Origin of the sequence: Acinetobacter lwoffii, assembly GCF_049367455.1 — a bacterium.
Lineage (GTDB): Bacteria > Pseudomonadota > Gammaproteobacteria > Pseudomonadales > Moraxellaceae > Acinetobacter > Acinetobacter lwoffii_W.
Genome location: NZ_JBMPXW010000001.1, coordinates 536,280 through 555,258 on the forward strand (window position 1 = coordinate 536,280; position 18,979 = coordinate 555,258).

General features: G+C 41.9%; 17 protein-coding genes, 2 tRNA genes and 2 pseudogenes. 8 read left to right on the plus strand and 13 right to left on the minus strand.

Features of this window, described 5'->3' with window-relative positions; translation table 11 throughout:
* Window positions 1-108: 108 nt before the first annotated feature.
* Complete coding sequence (gene folD / locus ACO1B7_RS02700) at window positions 109-957, minus strand: bifunctional methylenetetrahydrofolate dehydrogenase/methenyltetrahydrofolate cyclohydrolase FolD (RefSeq protein ID WP_004279467.1); 849 nt, start codon at window positions 955-957, stop codon at window positions 109-111.
* A 153-nt stretch (window positions 958-1,110) separates the two neighbouring features.
* Between folD and ACO1B7_RS02705 the strand changes: the two genes are divergently transcribed.
* Both ACO1B7_RS02705 and ACO1B7_RS02710 read left to right on the plus strand, forming a co-directional pair.
* A tRNA-Cys gene (locus tag ACO1B7_RS02705) sits at window positions 1,111-1,184 on the plus strand.
* Window positions 1,185-1,194: 10 nt separating this feature from the next.
* A tRNA-Leu gene (locus ACO1B7_RS02710) sits at window positions 1,195-1,280 on the plus strand.
* 151 nt (window positions 1,281-1,431) lie between these two features.
* Here ACO1B7_RS02710 and ACO1B7_RS02715 read toward each other — a convergent pair.
* Together ACO1B7_RS02715 and ACO1B7_RS02720 are read right to left on the minus strand one after the other, a co-directional pair.
* Window positions 1,432-2,334 carry a helix-turn-helix transcriptional regulator gene (locus ACO1B7_RS02715; protein ID WP_004279466.1) on the minus strand — a complete coding sequence of 301 codons (903 nt, stop codon included), beginning with the start codon at window positions 2,332-2,334 and terminating at the stop codon, window positions 1,432-1,434.
* 153 nt (window positions 2,335-2,487) lie between these two features.
* Entirely contained in the window at window positions 2,488-2,691 is a 204-nt protein-coding gene (locus ACO1B7_RS02720; RefSeq protein WP_004279465.1) for a hypothetical protein, read from the minus strand.
* A gap of 196 nt (window positions 2,692-2,887) precedes the next feature.
* On the opposite strand from ACO1B7_RS02720, the gene ACO1B7_RS02725 reads away from it, so the two are divergent.
* Window positions 2,888-3,916 (plus strand): IS701 family transposase, encoded by a 1,029-nt coding sequence (locus ACO1B7_RS02725; protein ID WP_423089800.1) that lies wholly within the window; start codon window positions 2,888-2,890, stop codon window positions 3,914-3,916.
* A gap of 97 nt (window positions 3,917-4,013) precedes the next feature.
* Here ACO1B7_RS02725 and ACO1B7_RS02730 read toward each other — a convergent pair whose 3' ends face one another.
* Complete coding sequence (locus ACO1B7_RS02730) at window positions 4,014-5,006, minus strand: NAD(P)H-quinone oxidoreductase (RefSeq protein WP_004279464.1); 993 nt, start codon at window positions 5,004-5,006, stop codon at window positions 4,014-4,016.
* 130 nt (window positions 5,007-5,136) lie between these two features.
* Between ACO1B7_RS02730 and ACO1B7_RS02735 the strand changes: the two genes are divergently transcribed.
* Window positions 5,137-5,481, plus strand: a complete 345-nt coding sequence (locus tag ACO1B7_RS02735; RefSeq protein WP_005107508.1) for a thioredoxin family protein — start codon at window positions 5,137-5,139, stop codon at window positions 5,479-5,481.
* Between the two features lie 69 nt (window positions 5,482-5,550).
* Here the strand turns inward: ACO1B7_RS02735 and ACO1B7_RS02740 are convergent, their stop codons facing one another.
* The 3 genes from ACO1B7_RS02740 to cysD form a co-directional block, all read right to left on the minus strand.
* The gene (locus ACO1B7_RS02740) at window positions 5,551-5,823 is read right to left on the minus strand and encodes a hypothetical protein (RefSeq protein ID WP_004279462.1); all 273 of its coding nucleotides are present in this window, start codon (window positions 5,821-5,823) and stop codon (window positions 5,551-5,553) included.
* A 145-nt stretch (window positions 5,824-5,968) separates the two neighbouring features.
* Window positions 5,969-7,585, minus strand: a complete 1,617-nt coding sequence (gene cysN / locus ACO1B7_RS02745; RefSeq protein ID WP_004279461.1) for a sulfate adenylyltransferase subunit CysN — start codon at window positions 7,583-7,585, stop codon at window positions 5,969-5,971.
* Between the two features lie 148 nt (window positions 7,586-7,733).
* Window positions 7,734-8,648 (minus strand): sulfate adenylyltransferase subunit CysD, encoded by a 915-nt coding sequence (gene cysD, locus ACO1B7_RS02750; protein ID WP_004730252.1) that lies wholly within the window; start codon window positions 8,646-8,648, stop codon window positions 7,734-7,736.
* Window positions 8,649-8,971: 323 nt separating this feature from the next.
* Between cysD and ACO1B7_RS02755 the strand changes: the two genes are divergently transcribed.
* The 3 genes and pseudogenes from ACO1B7_RS02755 to ACO1B7_RS02765 all read left to right on the plus strand — a co-directional run.
* The gene (locus ACO1B7_RS02755; RefSeq protein WP_004279459.1) at window positions 8,972-9,514 is read left to right on the plus strand and encodes a hypothetical protein; all 543 of its coding nucleotides are present in this window, start codon (window positions 8,972-8,974) and stop codon (window positions 9,512-9,514) included.
* Window positions 9,515-9,817: 303 nt separating this feature from the next.
* Window positions 9,818-10,453 carry a YqiJ family protein gene (locus ACO1B7_RS02760; RefSeq protein ID WP_004279458.1) on the plus strand — a complete coding sequence of 212 codons (636 nt, stop codon included), beginning with the start codon at window positions 9,818-9,820 and terminating at the stop codon, window positions 10,451-10,453.
* A gap of 37 nt (window positions 10,454-10,490) precedes the next feature.
* A pseudogene (locus ACO1B7_RS02765) lies at window positions 10,491-11,072 on the plus strand (flotillin family protein); the annotation flags it as partial.
* Between the two features lie 196 nt (window positions 11,073-11,268).
* Here the strand turns inward: ACO1B7_RS02765 and ACO1B7_RS02770 are convergent.
* Both ACO1B7_RS02770 and ACO1B7_RS02775 read right to left on the minus strand, forming a co-directional pair.
* A complete protein-coding gene (locus tag ACO1B7_RS02770) occupies window positions 11,269-11,613 on the minus strand; it encodes a hypothetical protein (RefSeq protein ID WP_338840947.1) in 345 nt (114 codons plus the stop codon).
* A gap of 115 nt (window positions 11,614-11,728) precedes the next feature.
* Window positions 11,729-12,661 (minus strand): IS5 family transposase, encoded by a 933-nt coding sequence (locus ACO1B7_RS02775; protein ID WP_423089801.1) that lies wholly within the window; start codon window positions 12,659-12,661, stop codon window positions 11,729-11,731.
* Between the two features lie 115 nt (window positions 12,662-12,776).
* Between ACO1B7_RS02775 and ACO1B7_RS02780 the strand changes: the two are divergent.
* A pseudogene (locus tag ACO1B7_RS02780) lies at window positions 12,777-13,916 on the plus strand (flotillin family protein); the annotation flags it as partial.
* A gap of 65 nt (window positions 13,917-13,981) precedes the next feature.
* Here ACO1B7_RS02780 and sucD read toward each other — a convergent pair.
* The 4 genes from sucD to odhB all read right to left on the minus strand — a co-directional run bounded on the left by sucD (window position 13,982) and on the right by odhB (window position 18,966).
* The gene (sucD, locus tag ACO1B7_RS02785) at window positions 13,982-14,872 is read right to left on the minus strand and encodes a succinate--CoA ligase subunit alpha (protein ID WP_004279438.1); all 891 of its coding nucleotides are present in this window, start codon (window positions 14,870-14,872) and stop codon (window positions 13,982-13,984) included.
* A gap of 12 nt (window positions 14,873-14,884) precedes the next feature.
* Window positions 14,885-16,051 carry an ADP-forming succinate--CoA ligase subunit beta gene (sucC, locus tag ACO1B7_RS02790; RefSeq protein ID WP_004279437.1) on the minus strand — a complete coding sequence of 389 codons (1,167 nt, stop codon included), beginning with the start codon at window positions 16,049-16,051 and terminating at the stop codon, window positions 14,885-14,887.
* 170 nt (window positions 16,052-16,221) lie between these two features.
* The gene (lpdA, locus tag ACO1B7_RS02795) at window positions 16,222-17,652 is read right to left on the minus strand and encodes a dihydrolipoyl dehydrogenase (protein ID WP_004279436.1); all 1,431 of its coding nucleotides are present in this window, start codon (window positions 17,650-17,652) and stop codon (window positions 16,222-16,224) included.
* Window positions 17,653-17,751: 99 nt separating this feature from the next.
* Window positions 17,752-18,966, minus strand: a complete 1,215-nt coding sequence (gene odhB / locus ACO1B7_RS02800; protein ID WP_423089802.1) for a 2-oxoglutarate dehydrogenase complex dihydrolipoyllysine-residue succinyltransferase — start codon at window positions 18,964-18,966, stop codon at window positions 17,752-17,754.
* Window positions 18,967-18,979: the final 13 nt, after the last annotated feature.

Consider the following 18,979-nt stretch of genomic DNA (forward strand, 5'->3'; position numbering starts at 1 on the left):
CTTTGAAGAATCTCCCCTAGCCCCTCTTTAAAAAAGAGGGGGAAACTCCATCCAAAAATAGTGATCAGAGTTCCCTCCTTTGAAAAAGGAGGGTTAGGGAGGATTTGATTAACCTAGCGCTTTCTCAGCAGCTTCAACCGTTTGACGGATTAAAGTGGTAATCGTCATTGGACCTACACCACCCGGAACTGGTGTGTAAGCAGAAGCAATTTCTTCGATGCCAACCAATTGAATATCACCTACACCACCGCCATCACGTGGATGGAAACCTGCATCTACAACTACCGCACCTGGTTTGATCCAGTCTTTCTGAATCAATTCAGCCTTACCTACCGCACCGACAATGATGTCCGCTTGCTTAACGAAGCTTGCAAGATCTTGAGTACGTGAATGGCAAATGGTTACGGTTGCATTCGCTTCTAGCAGCATCGCTGCCATTGGTTTACCCAAAATTGCAGAACGACCTACAACTACCGCATGTTTACCAGCGATTTCAATGTTGTTCTCTTTCAGGATGGTCATGATACCCGCAGGCGTCGCTGAACCATAGGCTGCTTCGCCCATTGCCATACGACCATAACCAAGACAAGTGACACCATCTACGTCTTTTTCAAGCGAGATTGCATCGAAACAGGCACGCTCATCAATTTGAGCTGGAACCGGATGTTGCAGCAGAATACCGTGCACATCAGGATTTGCATTTAATTTTTCAATTTCAGCCAATAATTCTTCAGTTGTGGTTTCTTTAGGAAGTTCCACTTTGAGTGAATCCATACCAACACGGCGGCAGGCATTGCCTTTCATGCGAACATAAGTTGCAGATGCGCCATCGTCACCTACCAAAATCGTCGCAAGAATTGGAGTACGACCTGATTTTGTTTTCAGCGCTTCTACGCGAGTAAACAAGTCAGCTTCAATTTGCTTCGCCAATGCACGACCGTCTAGAACTAATGCCACGGCACTTCTCCCAAGTGTTGATATGAATCAATTTTGCACATTCTACATGAATAATTTAAATATTTTCCGCCAGATGATGTTTTTATGCGCATACAGATGAATACACTATTGTTTTTTTTTCTGAGCTTGCTAATATACGCATCAACAAGACGCGGCGGGGTGGCAGAGTGGTCATGCAGCGGACTGCAACTCCGTGGACGCCGGTTCGATTCCGACCTCCGCCTCCATCTTGTTAAAGCCCGAGTGGTGAAATCGGTAGACACAGGGGATTTAAAATCCCCCGCCCACAAAGCGTGCCAGTTCGAGTCTGGCCTCGGGCACCATTCTTCTACTATAGAAAGATGGTGCAAATAAAGAACCCAGCGAAAGCTGGTTTTTTTTATGTCTGTAATTTAGTTAGTCAAAAAATAAGTAAATTAAATTTCCATTTAAAGTGTCATCATTAATCAGGCCCCCTGCTCTGCTTCCTCAATATCATCCAGCAGAACGTAAATATCCTTGCAAATCCTGTTCCAGTTTTTGCTGGAAATGAATCGGCTCAATAATTTTCACATAAGGTAACCAGTAACGCACCAAAGGCAATAACTGCATTTCGTGACGAATCTGGCAACTAATCACTAACTCTCCAGTCCCAGTTTCCTGCTCGATCCGCTGTTCTGGAAATAAACGGCGCTCTTTAAAAAAGACCGCGACTTCAGGTTGTACCTTGATTAAGACTTGCTGCTTTTGCTGCCCAAACCAGATGCTGTCTTCATCTACCAGCATTTTCAGTATTTCAGGATCATGCGCAAAGCTCTCCACCTCAGAAACCAGCTTGAGTTGTTGCACCTGACTTAAGCGATAGGTGCGCAACTTGTCCTGATCTACACCCACCAGATACCAGATACCATGATGGTGAATCAAGCGATAAGGCTTAATGATTCGCAATTGATCTGAATATTGCAACTCAACCTGCTGACGTTTATAGATTGCGCTTGCAAGCAACTTGAAATGCTCGGCAAACTGTTTGGCATCTTCAAAATAATAGCCTTTTGCCGAAAATACCTGATTTGCCCGCTCATCCAGCAATTCACGCATAAAAGACATATCCAGCGCCGGATACAGCTCACTGATCCCCGAAAGCTGGGCAAAGGTCTGGATATCCTGCAATTTAAAGCGCCCTAAATAAGAGGGTTCCAGATAATATCGTTTCTGTTCATCTTGAAGTAAGGGTAAGTAAGAGCCTAGACGATCAAAATCACGCTCAATGGTACGGGTGCTGACTTGAAATTCTGCAGCTAGCTCTGCAGCCCGGAGTTGATATCCGACGTTTAATTTGGTCAAAATTCTGGCTAAACGCTCTGCAAGACGCTCATGTGTTGAAGCTGGGCGCTTCATAAATCCCCACTTAATACATTCTCATGTACTTATTTATCGCTAGATGTTGAATGATTATACTGAATGCCGATCAGTGAATAATATTAGGACAAAGTCTAAGATATTTTTTGAGATCAGATCTTGACCCTTTATTCACTCTAAAAATACAAGATCTTATGTGGATTTTCTGGATGCTTTCTTACTTGAAGGACGATTCTGGAGCGTTAATCTTTCCATATAACGCTCCAAATGCAGCATCGCTCGATACATTTTATGTAACTCTACCCAGCTGATGGTTCCGCGAATAATCATTTTATGAATACGTCGTAATGCTCTTAAACTATGTTTTGAACTATATGCTGTTGAAATAATTTTCATCTTATTTTCCCTCTCACATTCATGTGAATGTTTAACCATTTGGTCGGAATTATCTATACATGCAATTTACGTGTCATAATTGACAGGTTGTGTCGAACAGTTAACATTTTTTAATTTTTATTCAAGATTTTATATATTTATAGGACTTACGCATTGACGGATTCAAAAAAGTATTAAAATACTTTATAAAGTATCTGTGATCAGACGAATTAAACATGCTTCTACAGCAACTTGTACATTACCCATTTATATGGGCTTTCTCATGACAGAACCGAACTCTATTAGCTGCACACAACTTGCCGAGACTTATAATATCTCGCATGATAGTGTAAATCGCTTTCTAGAACGTGAAGACTACACACCTCACGACCTATATCAAGAAGCAATTCAACATATTGATAATAATAAACTTATAGTCAGTATTGATGATACTGTTTTAGATAAACCCTATAGTCAACATATGGACTTGGTTAGCTATTTTTGGTCAGGCAAATACCACCGATCCGTCAAGGGTATTAATCTCATTACCTTGTATGCGACAGATCAGAATGGTCAAAATATTCCAATTAATTTCCGAATTTATGACAAATCTGAAAGTAAAACCAAGAATGATTACTTTATGGATATGTTAAGTGAAGTACTCAGTTGGGGTGCAAAGATTCAATTTATTACAGGTGATAGTTGGTATTCATCGACTGAAAATCTAAAAACCATAAGAAAATATGGTATTCGATTTATGTTTGGTATCGACTGTAACCGTAAGGTTTCCCCAGAAAAAGGACAATGGTTTCAACTGCGTTTATTGCCAAATTTCCATCAGGGTCAAGTGGTCTGGCTCAAAGATTTTGGCTTTGTACAATTATTTAAGACTCAGTTAAAAGAACAGCAGAGGTTTTATATTGTGCATCAAGATGAAGATGATTTATTGTCCTTTGAGGGTTTTCATGAATTACATTCAAGTCATTGGAAAATAGAGCAATATCACCGGGTGATTAAACAGGTTTGTCATATTGAAAAGTTTCAAGTAAGACGATCTAAACTGATTTTGAATCATATTTTTTCAGCCTTGATGGCCTACGTCGAGATACAAAAGAACCAGTTTGAGCGGATCTTTGAAAATGTATATCGTTGGCAGAAGAAATTATTTAGACCAGTTATCAAAAACTTCATTGATGACTTTATTCTCGATAAAAATCATCTGCTACCACAGAGAATCTATAAATAATAGTGCGTAAGTCCTATATTTATTTGTAATAATATTTTACTTAAAATTAAAAAAAGCCAGTAAAATTACTGGCTTTTTTTGAATCACTTATCTCGTATTAAATAATTTCAACTACAACTTTACCCACATGCTCTCCAGTATCCATTGTGGCATGGGCATCCTGAATCTGATCGAACTTAAACGTTTTATAGATCATCGGGAGACATTCGCCTTTTGCCCACAATGGTGCAATCTGCTCTTTCAGGCCTTGTGCAATTTCCGCTTTTTCAGCCGTGCTGCGTGCACGCATGGTCGAACCGGTAATGGTCAGACGTTTCATCATGATTTGACCCAGTTTGACTTCTTTGGCCTTGGCACCACCCAAGAAAGCGATATAGACCAGACGTCCATCACGGCGCAACAAATTCAAATTACGCTCTAAATATGGTGCACCGACCATATCTAAAATGACATCGACACCACCATTGTCAGTGGCTTCATTAATAACTTGCTCAAAGTCCTGAGTTTTATAATTAATAGCCGTGGTTAAATCAGAAATAGCCGCAACTTTTTCATCTGAACCGACAGTTGCAAAAGTTTTGATTCCGAGTGATTTACACAACATTAAAGCAGTCGTACCAATCCCGCTCGTTCCACCATGTACCAGTACAGTTTCCCCTGCTTTGGCCTTACCCATCTGGAACACGTTCGCCCATACAGTAAAGAAAGTTTCAGGAATGGCCGCTGCCTGTACAAAACTTACGCCTTCAGGAATATTCAAGGTCTGGCTTTCAGGTATGACGCAATATTCAGCATAACCGCCACCATTGGTCAAACCACAGACTTGATCACCAACTTTAAACTGACTTACATCACTACCAATCGCAACCACCTCACCTGCCACTTCCAGGCCAGGAACTGGCGTTACCCCTTTCGGCATCGGATATAAGCCTTGACGCTGCAGGATATCTGGACGGTTAATACCAAAGGCATGAACTTTCACCAGAACTTCATCTGCTTTAGGTTCAGGTACAGTCACCGTTTCATAAGCGAGTTTATCGACACCACCTGGTTCTGTAATAATGACTTGCTGCATGGTTTGTTGCGACATGATTTCTTTCCCTAATCTATGCATTTCATATATCTTGGACTTATTTGAACATAGTTAGCATGAGGAATGAAGCTACATCGGACTTATGTATAATCGGGGGACTATTCAGGAAATTGATAATAGGCCAACCATGACCCAAGTGATCGAATATAACGAAAACAATTACAGTGATTTTGAGTGGTTTGAAGGTTTTGCCGTGATTCGCTTTTATGCAGACTGGTGCAAGCCCTGTGTTCAGAATTTTCCGATCTTTGCCGAACTGGCGACATACTATGCTGAGGTAAATCCTGAAGTTAAATTTGGCAAGATCAATGTGGATCAGTCTCCGATTTTAACCTTGCGCTATAATGCCTATGGTTTGCCTTCTACGCTTATTTTTAGAAATGGAGAAATTATTAAAAGGATTGCAGGCGTGAAAAGTTTAACCGAAATGAAAGCAATTCTGGCCTTAGTCCTCAATGATTCTTATGAATAATTGCCCATGTGAAGCCAAATCTAACAAAAATATTTCTTTTAGCTCACTATCTAAATACGGAGCCTTTAATTAACTACGCCCTTTATATTCCTTTACCATTCGATCACTCACATCTTCCGGATAACACAGCGGCGCATATCCGCCTGCACGATTATAAGCACTACGCTTACCACAACGACTACCATTACTTGCAGTATTGTAAGGACACGGACAATTTCCCGGATAATTCTCAATCGACTGCTGGATTATTTTTTGCTTGATTGCTTCAACGCTTTGGCTGCTCTGTTTGGCTTCAGCTCCAAAAGCCACACACAAGCCAGCCAGCAATATTAATTTTTTCATATATTCCCCAAATCTAGGGAGTATTGTATTAATTGACTAGTAAATTGAAAGATCACATTTTGACTAATCGAATGATTTTCATGCAATCAAAATTTAGGCAATAAAAAACCCGCTTTTCAGCGGGTTTCTTCAAATCAGTCCAGTCTTAAAGACGAACCAATTCCACAATCTTCTCAGCAAGTTCTTCAACTGTATCTACGGTTAAAGTCGTGTCTGTACCTTCAGCAGCATCGGTAATCACAACCACACCAGTTTCACGAACCAGTGCAACCTGCTCCGCATTCAAACCTGCTTTAGCAATAGCAACGATCCCTTGCTGAATCAGCAAGCTTTCTAGCGCCTGAGCATTTTCCAAAGCTTTACCAGATACAGTCACCGCAGCAGGTTTTTGACCCAAACGTGCAGCACGTGCTTCCGCAGTGACAGGCTCATCGTGTGCAGACCATTCAACTGATTCTTCCACCATACCCGCACCAATCGTCACGTTATTCAAACGATCGATGAAAATAAACGAACCGGTGAAACGGCTGTCCTGATAACGGTCAAAGACCACTGGTGCATCAAATTCAACAGTCACATTGGCAATTGCATTCAGCTCAAGCTTATCCACCTGAACTTTTTCCAATGTGTTAACGTTGGTACGGTAATGAATTGCCGTTACTTTTGCCGGAACGGTTTGCGTACCAATCTTGATGTTGTACAGCTTACCCAGTACAAGTGGTTGATCTGCCATCCACACAACAGTCGCTTGAACTGAACGGGAAATATTTGGAACAGCTTGATCCGCACGAATTAACACGTTACCACGTGAAATATCAATTTCATCGTTAAGCGTTAAAGTCACTGCCTGACCTGCAACTGCATGCTCAAGATTGCCATCAAAAGTGACAATTTCTTTGACAGTCGATGATTTACCAGAAGGTAATGCTGTTACGGTATCGCCAACATTGATATCGCCAAGTGCGATCGTACCGCAGAAACCACGGAAGTCGAGGTTTGGACGGTTCACGTATTGCACAGGGAAACGGAAATCCTGCTTCGCTGAACTACGGTTAATTTCCACCGATTCAAGTGTACCCATCAGCGTTTCACCAGTGTACCATGGCGTATTGGCTGACTTGTTCACCACGTTATCGCCATTCAATGCAGAAATAGGCGTAAAGATGATATTGCTTGGTTTACGATCGCCCAATTGTGCAACGAATGCCGCATATTCAGCCTGGATTTCATTGAAACGTGTTTCAGAGAATTCCACCAAGTCCATCTTGTTGATCGCAACAATGATGTTCTTGATCCCGAGCAAACTCGCAATAAAGGTATGACGACGTGTCTGGGTTTGCACGCCATAACGTGCATCAATCAAAATGATTGCAAGGTCACACGTCGATGCACCTGTCGCCATGTTACGAGTGTACTGTTCGTGTCCCGGCGTGTCCGCGATGATGAACTTACGTTTTTCAGTCGAGAAATAACGATAGGCCACATCAATGGTAATGCCTTGCTCACGCTCTGCTTGTAAACCATCGACCAGAAGCGCCAAGTCAGGTGCATCACCTGTCGTACCGACTTTTTTCGAGTCACGGGTCACGGCCTGTAATTGATCTTCATAAATCAATTTTGAATCGTATAGCAGACGACCGATTAACGTCGATTTACCATCGTCCACGTTACCGCAAGTCAGAAAACGCAACAGGTCTTTATTTTCATGTTGTTTCAGATAGCCCAAGATATCTTGGCTGATTAAATCAGATTGATGAGACATCGCTCAAAGCTCCACATATTCTTTAGAAATCGGTTTTTAATCCCTCTAAATCGCCCTTTAGAAAAGGGAGACTTTACTCCGCTTTTTAAGCCCCTCTTTCTCAAAAAGGTGAGCAGCACTGCTGCGCAAGGGAGATTTTAGGGGGAGATTAGAAGTAGCCTTCCTGCTTCTTCTTCTCCATCGAGCCTGCTTCATCATGGTCAATCATACGACCTTGACGCTCAGAACTGGTTGCCAGCAACATTTCCTGAATAATTTCCGGCAAGGTATTGGCTGTAGATTCCACAGCACCTGTTAATGGATAACAACCCAAAGTACGGAAACGTACCGATTTCATTTGTGGAACTTCACCTTCTTTTAAAGGCATACGTTCATCATCAACCATAATAAGTGTGCCACTACGTTCAACCACAGGACGTTCTGCAGCCAAATAAAGTGGTACTAATGGAATACTCTCTAAATAGATGTATTGCCAGATATCCAGCTCAGTCCAGTTAGATAATGGGAATACACGAATACTTTCGCCCTTGTTCACTTTACCGTTATAAAGATTCCAAAGTTCTGGACGTTGGTTTTTCGGATCCCAACGATGTTTCGAATCACGGAATGAATAAACACGTTCCTTGGCACGTGATTTTTCTTCATCACGGCGCGCGCCACCAAAAGCAGCATCAAAACCGTATTTATCCAGGGCCTGTTTTAAGCCCTGAGTTTTCATGATGTCGGTATATTTAGAACTACCGTGGTCGAACGGGTTAATACCTGCCTCAACCCCTTCTTTATTCTGATGCACGATCAAATCGAAACCATGGGTTTTCGCCATATTGTCCCGGAAAGTGATCATGTCTTTAAACTTCCAGCCTGTATCGACATGTAATAATGGAAATGGAAGTTTTGCTGGGTAAAACGCTTTTAGCGCAAGATGCAGCATGACCGCTGAATCTTTACCAATCGAATACAGCATGACCGGATTTTCAAACTCGGCAGCAACTTCGCGGATGATATGAATACTCTCAGCTTCAAGCTGTTTGAGATGAGTAAGTCTTTCCTCATTTAACGACATGGACAACACCAGCTTAGAAAAACGTGTACTTATGACACTTTTGAAAATTTATATTCATTATAATGATTTACTTATCCTATCCATTGCTTGTTTTATGATATTGATATATCAAAAGCTCATATAAAAATTCATCAATAATGAATATCAGTTTTTATGAATCAATGATTTGCACAATTCAAGCGAGGATATTGTATGGTAGAGGTATATATTAACCTGTCGCTAAGCCAATAAAATCCTAGAAAAATAATCTAAAGTAGTGGTTCTCAAATAGTTGAAAAATTACTAGAGTAAGTTCAATTCTCCCCTTTATATATACTTTGCTTATGCCCTATAGTGCTTTTGATCTTGCCACTGTAAAAACCCGTCTGGAACAGGCCCAGCTTGCTGGTTATATTTATCAGCACCAGCAAAATATTTTGGTCTTGCAAGAACCTTTCAGTGACGATGGCAAGCCTTTAAATATCTATCTGCAACACGAGCTGACCGCGGATCAAATCGGATTACAGTTTGGTCTACGTTTGCAAGAAGGTCATTGGGAATTTCTAATCGGCGTTACTTATAGCAACCAGAACGCAGCTTACGAAATTGGTGCTGGCAACCTAAAAGGTGATCAAAAAGCCTTTAACTTATTATATGCCTTTTATAATTATCCTAAAGCGTTCTATCTAGTGGCATTACCTTTGACAACCAACAGTCAGATTTTGGAGCAAACCTTGCAACAACAGCTTTTCAAGCAGCCTGATCTCGACTTCCTGAATACTGCAGTCAAGGTCAATCCTATGGGCGAACAGGTCAAATGGATGCAACACTATATTCTGCAACAGACTCTAGATATGAAAGTCCGGATTCAGACTGCCCTACTTTAAACTTGAACAGAAAAATTTAGAGATACTCAGTTCGATGTATCTCTATCAAACTCTCAGACAAGCTTAGACAGAATGCCAAATTCCTATTGCCGTTATGACATTACTTGCTCAAACATCCAGTTAACTTATAGTTTATTATTAATTTTAATAGTTCAATAATTATTAAATAATCAATATATTCAATCCTTGTTTATAAGGTTTTTTGTTATTTTTTTGCATACAAAATCAGCAATTACTGTTATCGTTATATCAATAAAAACTTTCAGACACTTTTCCTAAAAACATAATTATAGAGATAAAAAAATGTGGGAACTGTTTACTCATCCGTCAAATATCGTATTTAGTATCAGCCTGAGTCTGATGCTGATGTTTGCTGCACTGGAATGCATATTACTGCTGCTCGGTGGCGGCTCGCAGAATATGTTAGAACAGTTTTTGCCTGAAGACCCCCTGCAACCAGAAATTAATCCAGATCAACATCCCGGCTTTTTCACCAAAGTATTTGACTGGTTATATCTGGGACGTCTGCCTTTATTTATCTGGCTCATCATTTTTCTGACCAGTTATGGCCTGAGTGGCTTATTGATTCAGGGAATATTTGAACGCCTGACCAGCCAGCTCTTCAATGTATGGCTAATTTCCCCAGCCTGTCTGTTTCTGTGTATGCCGATAGTGCGCTGGCTTGCCATGGCTGCCAGCAAGCTTATGCCTCAAGATGAAACTTCTGCCATTTATAGTGACGAGCTTATTGGGCGTACCGCAATCATTATTCTGGGTGATGCCAAAGTCAACTCTCCTGCACAAGCCAAAGTCTGGGATCAGCATGGCCAGACCCATTATGTTTTAGTCGAACCAGAAACCAATCAAATTTTAAATCAAGGTCAGAATGTCGTACTGACCCATAAAACCAAAAATGGCTTTCAAGCCACTGCACTCTAATTTTATTCAGCCAGAACCAAACTGAGACTTTATAACAATGTTAACTTTTGATTTATATAATATTTTAATTATTTCTGGAATTATTTTTGCAGCACTGGTGACCTTCGGTCTCATCATTGCGCGTCTATACCGCCGGTCCAGTAAAGAAATCTCCTTTGTGCGTACCGGTTGGGGTGGTGAAAAAGTGATTTTGGGCGGAGGCGCAATCGTGCTCCCAGTCTTGCATGAAATTATTCAAGTCAATATGAACACTCTGCGTCTTGAAGTGCGCCGTGCAGATGATCAGGCACTGATTACCCGTGACCGTATGCGCGTGGACGTCATGGCCGAATTCTATGTGCGGGTCAAACCTACTGCTGATTCAATTGCAACAGCCGCACAAACGCTCGGGCAAAAGACCATGTCACCGAATGAATTAAAAAATCTGGTCGAAGGCAAATTTGTCGATTCACTGCGTGCAGTAGCAGCAGAAATGGCCATGGAAGAACTGCATGAAAAACGGGTCGACTTTGTACAAAAAGTACAGCAAGTGGTTTCAGAAGATTTGCATAAAAATGGTCTGGAACTGGAAACCGTTTCCCTGACTGGCCTGGATCAAACTGGATTTAAATATTTCAATGAAAACCACACTATACTAGAAAAAGTGGAATTTCTTATTAACCTTTTGTTTTTTAAATTTAAATTCTAAAAAAATCCATTTTTTAAAAATTCCATATTTTTTTATTTTTTTCGTAGAAATCTTTTTAAAAATTCCATTTTTTCTTTATACATAACTTACTCACAGAAGTATTCTGATAGTAGACATTACCACACCATCAAATAAAGAATAGTAAGGCTATTAATTTAGAAACAGTCTTCAATCTCAATTCAGAATTTTTAGAGGCAAATATTAATCCATTCTTAGATAATTCAATGGTATAGGTTACTTCATCGAGATATGAAAATTTCACTTTTGCCAAATCATAGTAAATATCACCAAATATTTTTTCGAAATCTAGGATTGCATTTTCTGTTGAAGTTACCTCCAATGAACCTTTAGAATTTTTTGATAAAGGTAATTCATTAAATCTAGCTTTCAGCACATGGAAATGATTTAATTTTTTTGCTTTAACAATGAAGCTTTTTAAGTCAATCTGTTTGTTTATGAAAGATATTTTCATTCTAAAAATCGAATGAATAAATTCTAAGAAATGTTTAGTATGTTTATTAGGTTCGTTTACAACGGCTTTGTTGCACAAAGATTTGAAATGCAAAGCGCCCCTAATTGAGCCAAATTTAAGGCGTAACTTGGGTAAATGGTCGACCTGATTCCGTAAATCTGTTAAGGACTGCCACACGTGTATGAATCTCATTGACTTGGCTTTGAAAGCTCCTTGCACTCAGTTTATCGCCCAATAATTTAATGCAATGCATCTTGGTTTCTACCAAACTTCGCCGATGATAGCCTGACCATTTTTTCCATAGTGTCCTGCCTAAACGTTTAACTGTTCGAAGTAATTCATTTCGTTCTAGCGAGCTACTCTTTGTATCTTTCCATGGTTTCGCATTTTTTCTAGGTGGAATCACCGCATGCGCTTGCCGATCTGCAATGACCTGACGGCATTGCTTGGTGTCATAAGCTCCATCGGTATAAACAGAGTCAATCCGCTCATCTTGTGGAATCTGATTAAGTAAATCACCAAGCACCTGTGAATCACTGACATTATTGGTTGTAAGCTGAACTGCTCGTATTTGCAGGGTTTTGGCATCTATACCAATATGTAGTTTACGCCATTGGCGACGATATTCAGGTCCATGTTTCTTGCGCTTCCATTCGCCCTCACCTAGAAACTTCATGCCTGTAGAGTCCATGAGTAGATGCAGCCCATCGCTACTTTTTTGGTAGCTGATTGCAATATCAATATGCTTTTGTCTTCTACAAAGCGTGGTGTAATCTGGAGCTATCCAATTTAATCCGCAAAGTTTAATCAGACTTTGCACAAAGCCAGTAACCATACGTAAAGACAGACGAAATAAGGATTTAATCATTAAGCAGCATTGGATGGCTGCGTCGGAGTAGGTTTGATTTCGCCCTTGTTTGCCTTTTGATGGCGCATACCATTGCGTAGCAGGATCAAACCAAATGGCAATATTTCCGCGACTCATGAGTGCTCGGTTATATGCGGGCCAATTGGTTGTGCGGTAGATTTTGTGTGTAGGCTTCTTCATTTGAAAATTATATCGCTGAAAAAGCCTTTACAGATAGGTTTGTGCAACAAAGCCGTTCAATTACTAAAACTCAATAATTCCATATTAAATCAAGTATAGCTTGTATTTCTATATTTTCAAGTATAGATTGCCACAAAATGCCTTTGATGCTGAAGGCCTGACCAAGCTCACTGAAACCATTGAAGATCGTCGTCGCAAGCGAAATCATATCGAGCAGGATACCGACCTGGCGATCAAAACTAAAAATCTGGAAGCAGAACAGGCGCGCCTGCAAATCATTCGTGAAGAAGAATATGCCAAGCTGCAACAGGAACGCGAAATTGCCATTCGCCGTGCCGAGCAACTGGCTGAAATTTCTGCTCAGGAAGCCGGTAAAAAACGTGAAGCAGAAGAAGCACAAATTGCTGCTGAACGAGAAGTCGACCTCAAGCGTATTTTAGCGGCCCGTGATGTAGAAAATGAGAATATCCAAAAAGCGCAGCTGATTCAAAAAGCCCAAGTCGAACAAAAGAAAACTATTGAGCTGGCCGAACAGGATCGTGCCATTGCCATTGCAGAAAAATCTCGCGCCGAATCTGAAGCCAAAGCGCAAGCCGATCAGGCACGTGCTCAAGCGGTAAAAGCGGAAGAAGAAGTCATCACTGTACGCCAAATCCAGCAGGCAGAGCGTCAAAAGGCAGTTGAGCTGGTCGCAGCCAAAGAACATGCTGAAAAAGATGCAATTGCCATTACAGTTGCCGCTGAAGCTGGAAAACAGGCGGCAGCAGATGATGCAGAAGCCGTACGTATTGCGGCTGAGGCCGAAGCAGAAAAAGTCCGCCTTAAAGCCAAGGGTGAAGCGGATGCAAAAATCCTACTGGCTCAGGCAATGGAGAAACAGTATCAGGTCGATGCTGAAGGTACGCGTGCGGTCAATGAAGCCAATAACGTCCTGTCACCTGAACAAGTCGAAATGCAGATTCGTCTGGCCATGCTGAAATACTTGCCTGAAATTATCCGGGAAAGTGTCAAGCCAATGGAAAATATTGATGATATCAAGATTCTCCACGTGAATGGCCTACATGGCAGTCATGCCGGTGCCTGTCAGGCAGATGCCCATCATGAAGGTAGCAATGTTGCCCTGTCAGATCAGGTGGTGAATAGCGCCCTACGTTATCGTAGCCAAGCACCGCTCATTGACAGTCTGATGAGTGAGCTTGGTATTCAAGGTGGGGATATCAACGGGATGACCCAAAGCCTTAAAACTAAAACCTAAAAATAGACTGAGATATAAAAAGGCTCCCATCTGGGAGCTTTTTTATTGAAGGTCTAATGTGAATATCAAGCCAAACCTTTATCTTTTAACACTTGTAGCATGGTTGAACCGAGTTCAGCTGGACTACGTGTATACGCCATACCTGCACGCTCAAAGGCAGCAAATTTTTCTTCTGCTGTACCCTTACCACCTGAAATAATCGCACCTGCGTGACCCATACGCTTGCCCTTAGGTGCAGTCACACCCGCAATATAACCAACAACTGGCTTGGTCACATTCGATTGAATATATTCCGCAGCTTCTTCTTCCGCAGTACCGCCAATCTCACCAATCATAATGATAGCTTCAGTTTGTGGATCTTCCTGGAACAGTTTCAAGCAGTCAATCTGGTTCATGCCCGGAATCGGGTCACCACCAATACCGATACAGGTCGACTGACCTAAACCGAGTTTTGTAGTTTGCGCCACAGCCTCATAAGTCAGTGTGCCTGAACGTGAAATAATCCCGATTTTACCGGGCTGATGAATATGTCCCGGCATGATCCCGATTTTACATTCACCCGGCGTAATAATACCCGGACAGTTTGGCCCGATCAGACGTGTGCCATTACCATTGGTTTCCAGATAACGCTTGGCTTTGAGCATGTCGATGGTCGGTACACCTTCAGTAATTACCACAATTAACTCAATGCCAGAATCAACCGCTTCAACAATAGAGTCCAGTACAAAGGGTGCCGGAACATAAATCACTGAAGCATCTGCACCTGTTTCTTTCACTGCTTCACGCATGGTATTAAATACAGGCAATTCTAAATGGGTTTGACCACCTTTACCCGGGGTTACACCACCCACGACTTTAGTGCCGTAGGCTAAAGCCTGTTCAGAATGGAATGTACCGTTTTTGCCTGTAAAGCCCTGTACCAATACTTTAGTGTCTTTATTAACTAATACGCTCATGTTAGATACTCCTTAAGCTTTTACAGCAGCAACGATTTTTTCTGCAGCGTCAGCAAGACCATGTGCAGAAATCAATTTCAAACCTGATTCATCCAGTAATTTTGCACCCAGTTCCGCATTGTTGCCTTCGAGGCGAACAACCACAGGAACTGTCACATTTACTTCCTGAACCGCTGCAATAATTGCTTCAGCAATCATGTCACAACGTACAATTCCACCAAAAATATTAATCAATACACCCTGGACAGAGTGATCTGCCAAGATAATTTTAAAGGCTTCAATCACACGCTCCTTGGTCGCACCACCACCCACATCCAGGAAGTTGGCTGGTTGACCGCCATACAGCTTAATAATATCCATGGTTGCCATGGCAAGACCGGCACCATTGACCATACAACCAATGTTACCCTCAAGTGCCACATAGTTTAGATCAAACTCAGAGGCTTTTAACTCACGTTCATTTTCTTGAGACTTATCACGCAAAGCAGCCACTTCAGGCAAACGGTACAGTGCATTCGAATCAATTCCGATTTTGGCATCGACACACAGAATGTCGCCGTTTTCACGCACAGACAGCGGATTGATTTCGAAAAGTGCAAAATCATTGTCTACAAATGCCTGATAGGCAGCCGTCATGACTTTAACAAATTGATTGATTTGTCCATCTTTGAGTTTAAGTGCAAAAGCAACTTCACGCGCCTGAAATGGCATTAGACCAACTAAAGGATCAACCTCAACTTTAATAATTTTTTCAGGGGTTTCTTCGGCCACTTTCTCAATTTCAACACCGCCTTCAGTCGATGCCATAAAAGTGATGCGGCGAGTCGAGCGATCCACCACAGCGCCCAAATACAGCTCGCGCTCAACCGGATAAACATCCTCAGAAACTAAAATGCTATTGACCGGCTGACCATTGACATCAGTCTGATAAGTCACCAAGCGTGAACCAATAATCTGGTTGGCATATTCAGCAGCCTCAGTAGCCGATTTCACTACTTTTACCCCACCAGCCTTACCTCGGCCACCCGCATGCACCTGTGCTTTCAATACTGCAAACTTTCCACCCAACTGCTCGAAAGCATGCACCGTTTCATCGGCATTGGTGGCAAGTATCCCTTCCTGTACAGGCATACCATATTTTTTTAATAGCGCTTTTGCTTGATACTCATGTAAATTCATTGAATAACCTTTTATTACTTCTTTGCCTTGTTATAACCCACTAGCACCCAGACGTCCGTCAAAGCAGTACCAGCATTTCTTAAAATCGTTATCTTTATTTTTAGATGATTGTTCCAATAAAAACAACCATGAAATGTAAAAAGAGCGACCTAAGTCGCTCTTTTTTCGAATTACTTACGCTTACGTTGGATCGCGTGAATTGCACGCCCATCAACTGCAAGTGCAGCTTCATGTACCACTTCAGAGAATGTCGGGTGACCGAAAGTCATCAACTGAAGATCTTCAACTGAAGATACAAACTCAAGCGCGATCATACCTTGGTGAACGATATCAGACGCAGCAGGTCCAATCACGTGCATACCGAGTAAACGATCCGTTTTTGCATCAGCAACAAACTTCACGAAACCGGCACCTTCACCCGCAGCTAAAGCACGACCGTTCACAGCAAAACCGAATTGACCCGTTTTAACTTCGTGACCTTTTTCAGTCGCTTGCTGTTCTGTTAAACCTACCCACGCCGCTTCCGGATGTGTGTAAATTACAGAAATAATGGTGTCATAGTTCACTTGTGCAGCATGACCGTGAATACGCTCAACCGCCATTACGCCTTCTTCCATTGCTTTATGCGCAAGCATTGGACCACGTACCAAGTCACCAATTGCGTATACGCCTTCAACTGAAGTTGCACACCAATCGTTGACTTCAACCAAACCGCGTTCAGTCAATTTAATGCCTGAATCATCAGCCAATAAACCTTCAGCATATGCGCGACGACCGACACAAACGATCAATTTATCGAAAGTTTCAGTTTTGTCTTCACCAGCTTGGTTATATTTAACCGTTACTTCACGACCATTGATTTCAGTACCTGCAACTTTTGCACCGATACGGATATCCATACCTTGCTTAGTCAACAGTTTTTGGAAGTCTTTTGCCAATGCTTTATCAGCCATTGGTAAGAATGCATCCATTGCTTCAAATACAACAACTTCAGCACCAAGACGACGCCATACAGAACCAAGCTCAAGACCGATCACGCCCGCACCAATTACACCTAAACGCTTAGGTACTTCTGGGAATTCAAGCGCGCCAGTAGAATCAACAATTAAGTCTTGATCTACAGGAGCCACTGGAATATTTACTGGTACAGAACCCGTCGCAAGAATCACATATTTAGGCTCTAAAACTTGAGTTTCACCTTCGTGAGAAACAAATTCTACTTTTTTACCTGCAAGCAGTTTACCCGTACCTTTTAACCACTCGATGCCATTACCTTTAAGTAACTGATCGATACCGCCAGTCAATTGATCTACAACTTTGTCTTTACGAGCCAGCATTTTAGAAAGATCGAATTTAACTTCACCAGTCGTAATACCATGGTCATCTAGATGTTGAACTGTATCTTCATAACGATGTGAAGAATCAAGTAAAGCTTTAGACGGGATACAACCGACGTTTAAGCAAGTACCACCTAAAGATGGTTTACCTTTATGAATACGTTTTTCGATACACGCAACTTTAAAACCAAGTTGAGCTGCACGAATTGCTGCTTCGTAGCCGCCCGGGCCACCACCAATTACGACTAAATCGAATTGAGACATGTTTATCTCCAACTAGTCCCCCTTATTAATCCCCCTTTTCCAAAGAGGGATCTTCCCCTCTTTTTAAAGAGGGGTTAGGGGAGATTTTTAATGAATAAATTACAGATCAAGGATCAGACGCGCTGGCTCTTCTAACAATTCTTTGATTGTTACAAGGAAACCGACTGCTTCTTTACCATCGATTAAACGGTGGTCATAAGACAGTGCAAGGTACATCATTGGCAAGATTTCTACTTGACCATTCACCGCCATCGGACGTTCCTGGATTTTATGCATACCCAGAATCGCAGTTTGTGGTGTATTTAGAATTGGTGTAGAAAGCAATGAACCGAAAGTACCACCATTAGTAATAGTGAATGTACCGCCAGTCATATCTTCGATACCCAGTTTACCGTCACGTGCCTTGCCAGCATATGCACGGATGCCGTTTTCAACTTCAGCATAGTTCATGCGGTCTGTATCACGAAGTACAGGAACCACTAGACCACGCTCAGATGAAACTGCAACACCAATGTCGTAGTAACCGTGATACACGATGTCATCGCCATCAATTGAAGCATTTACCGCTGGATAGCGTTTAAGTGCTTCAGTTGCTGCTTTAACGAAGAATGACATGAAGCCAAGACGCGCACCGTGACGCTTCTCGAATGCATCTTTGTATTGAGCACGCATTTCCATGATTGGTTTCATGTTCACTTCGTTGAACGTCGTCAACATTGCAGTTTCTTGAGTCGCTGCAAGTAAACGTTCAGCAACACGCTTACGAAGACGAGTCATAGGAACACGTTTTTCGATACGCTCGCCCACTGCAACGCTTAATGGTTGCGCTGCAGGTGCTGCCGGTTTCGCCTGATGATTTGCCACATCTTCTTTCGTGATGCGACCGCCACGGCCTGTACCTGCAACATCAGCTGCTGCAACACCAGATTCAGTCAATGCTTTACGCACTGCTGGAGCCTGATCCTGTACTTGTTGACGTTCAACGATCGGTGCATTACCCGCTTCAGTTTGCGCAGCAGCTTGTTCAACTTTCTCTTCAGACTGAACTGCTTGAGTTTGCGTAGCGCCAGAAACAACACCTTCTTCAAACTGTGCAATGACTTCAGCTGAAAGAACAGTATCGCCTTCACCTTTAATAATAGATGCAAGTGTACCGTCTGCAGGAGCAACAACTTCTAAAACAACTTTATCAGTCTCAATATCGCAGATCACTTCATCACGTGACACTGCTTCACCTGGTTGTTTGTGCCAAGTTGCGATCGTACCGTCCGCAACTGACTCTGGGAATACCGGTGCTTTAATTTCGGTTGCCATTACTTAGAATCTC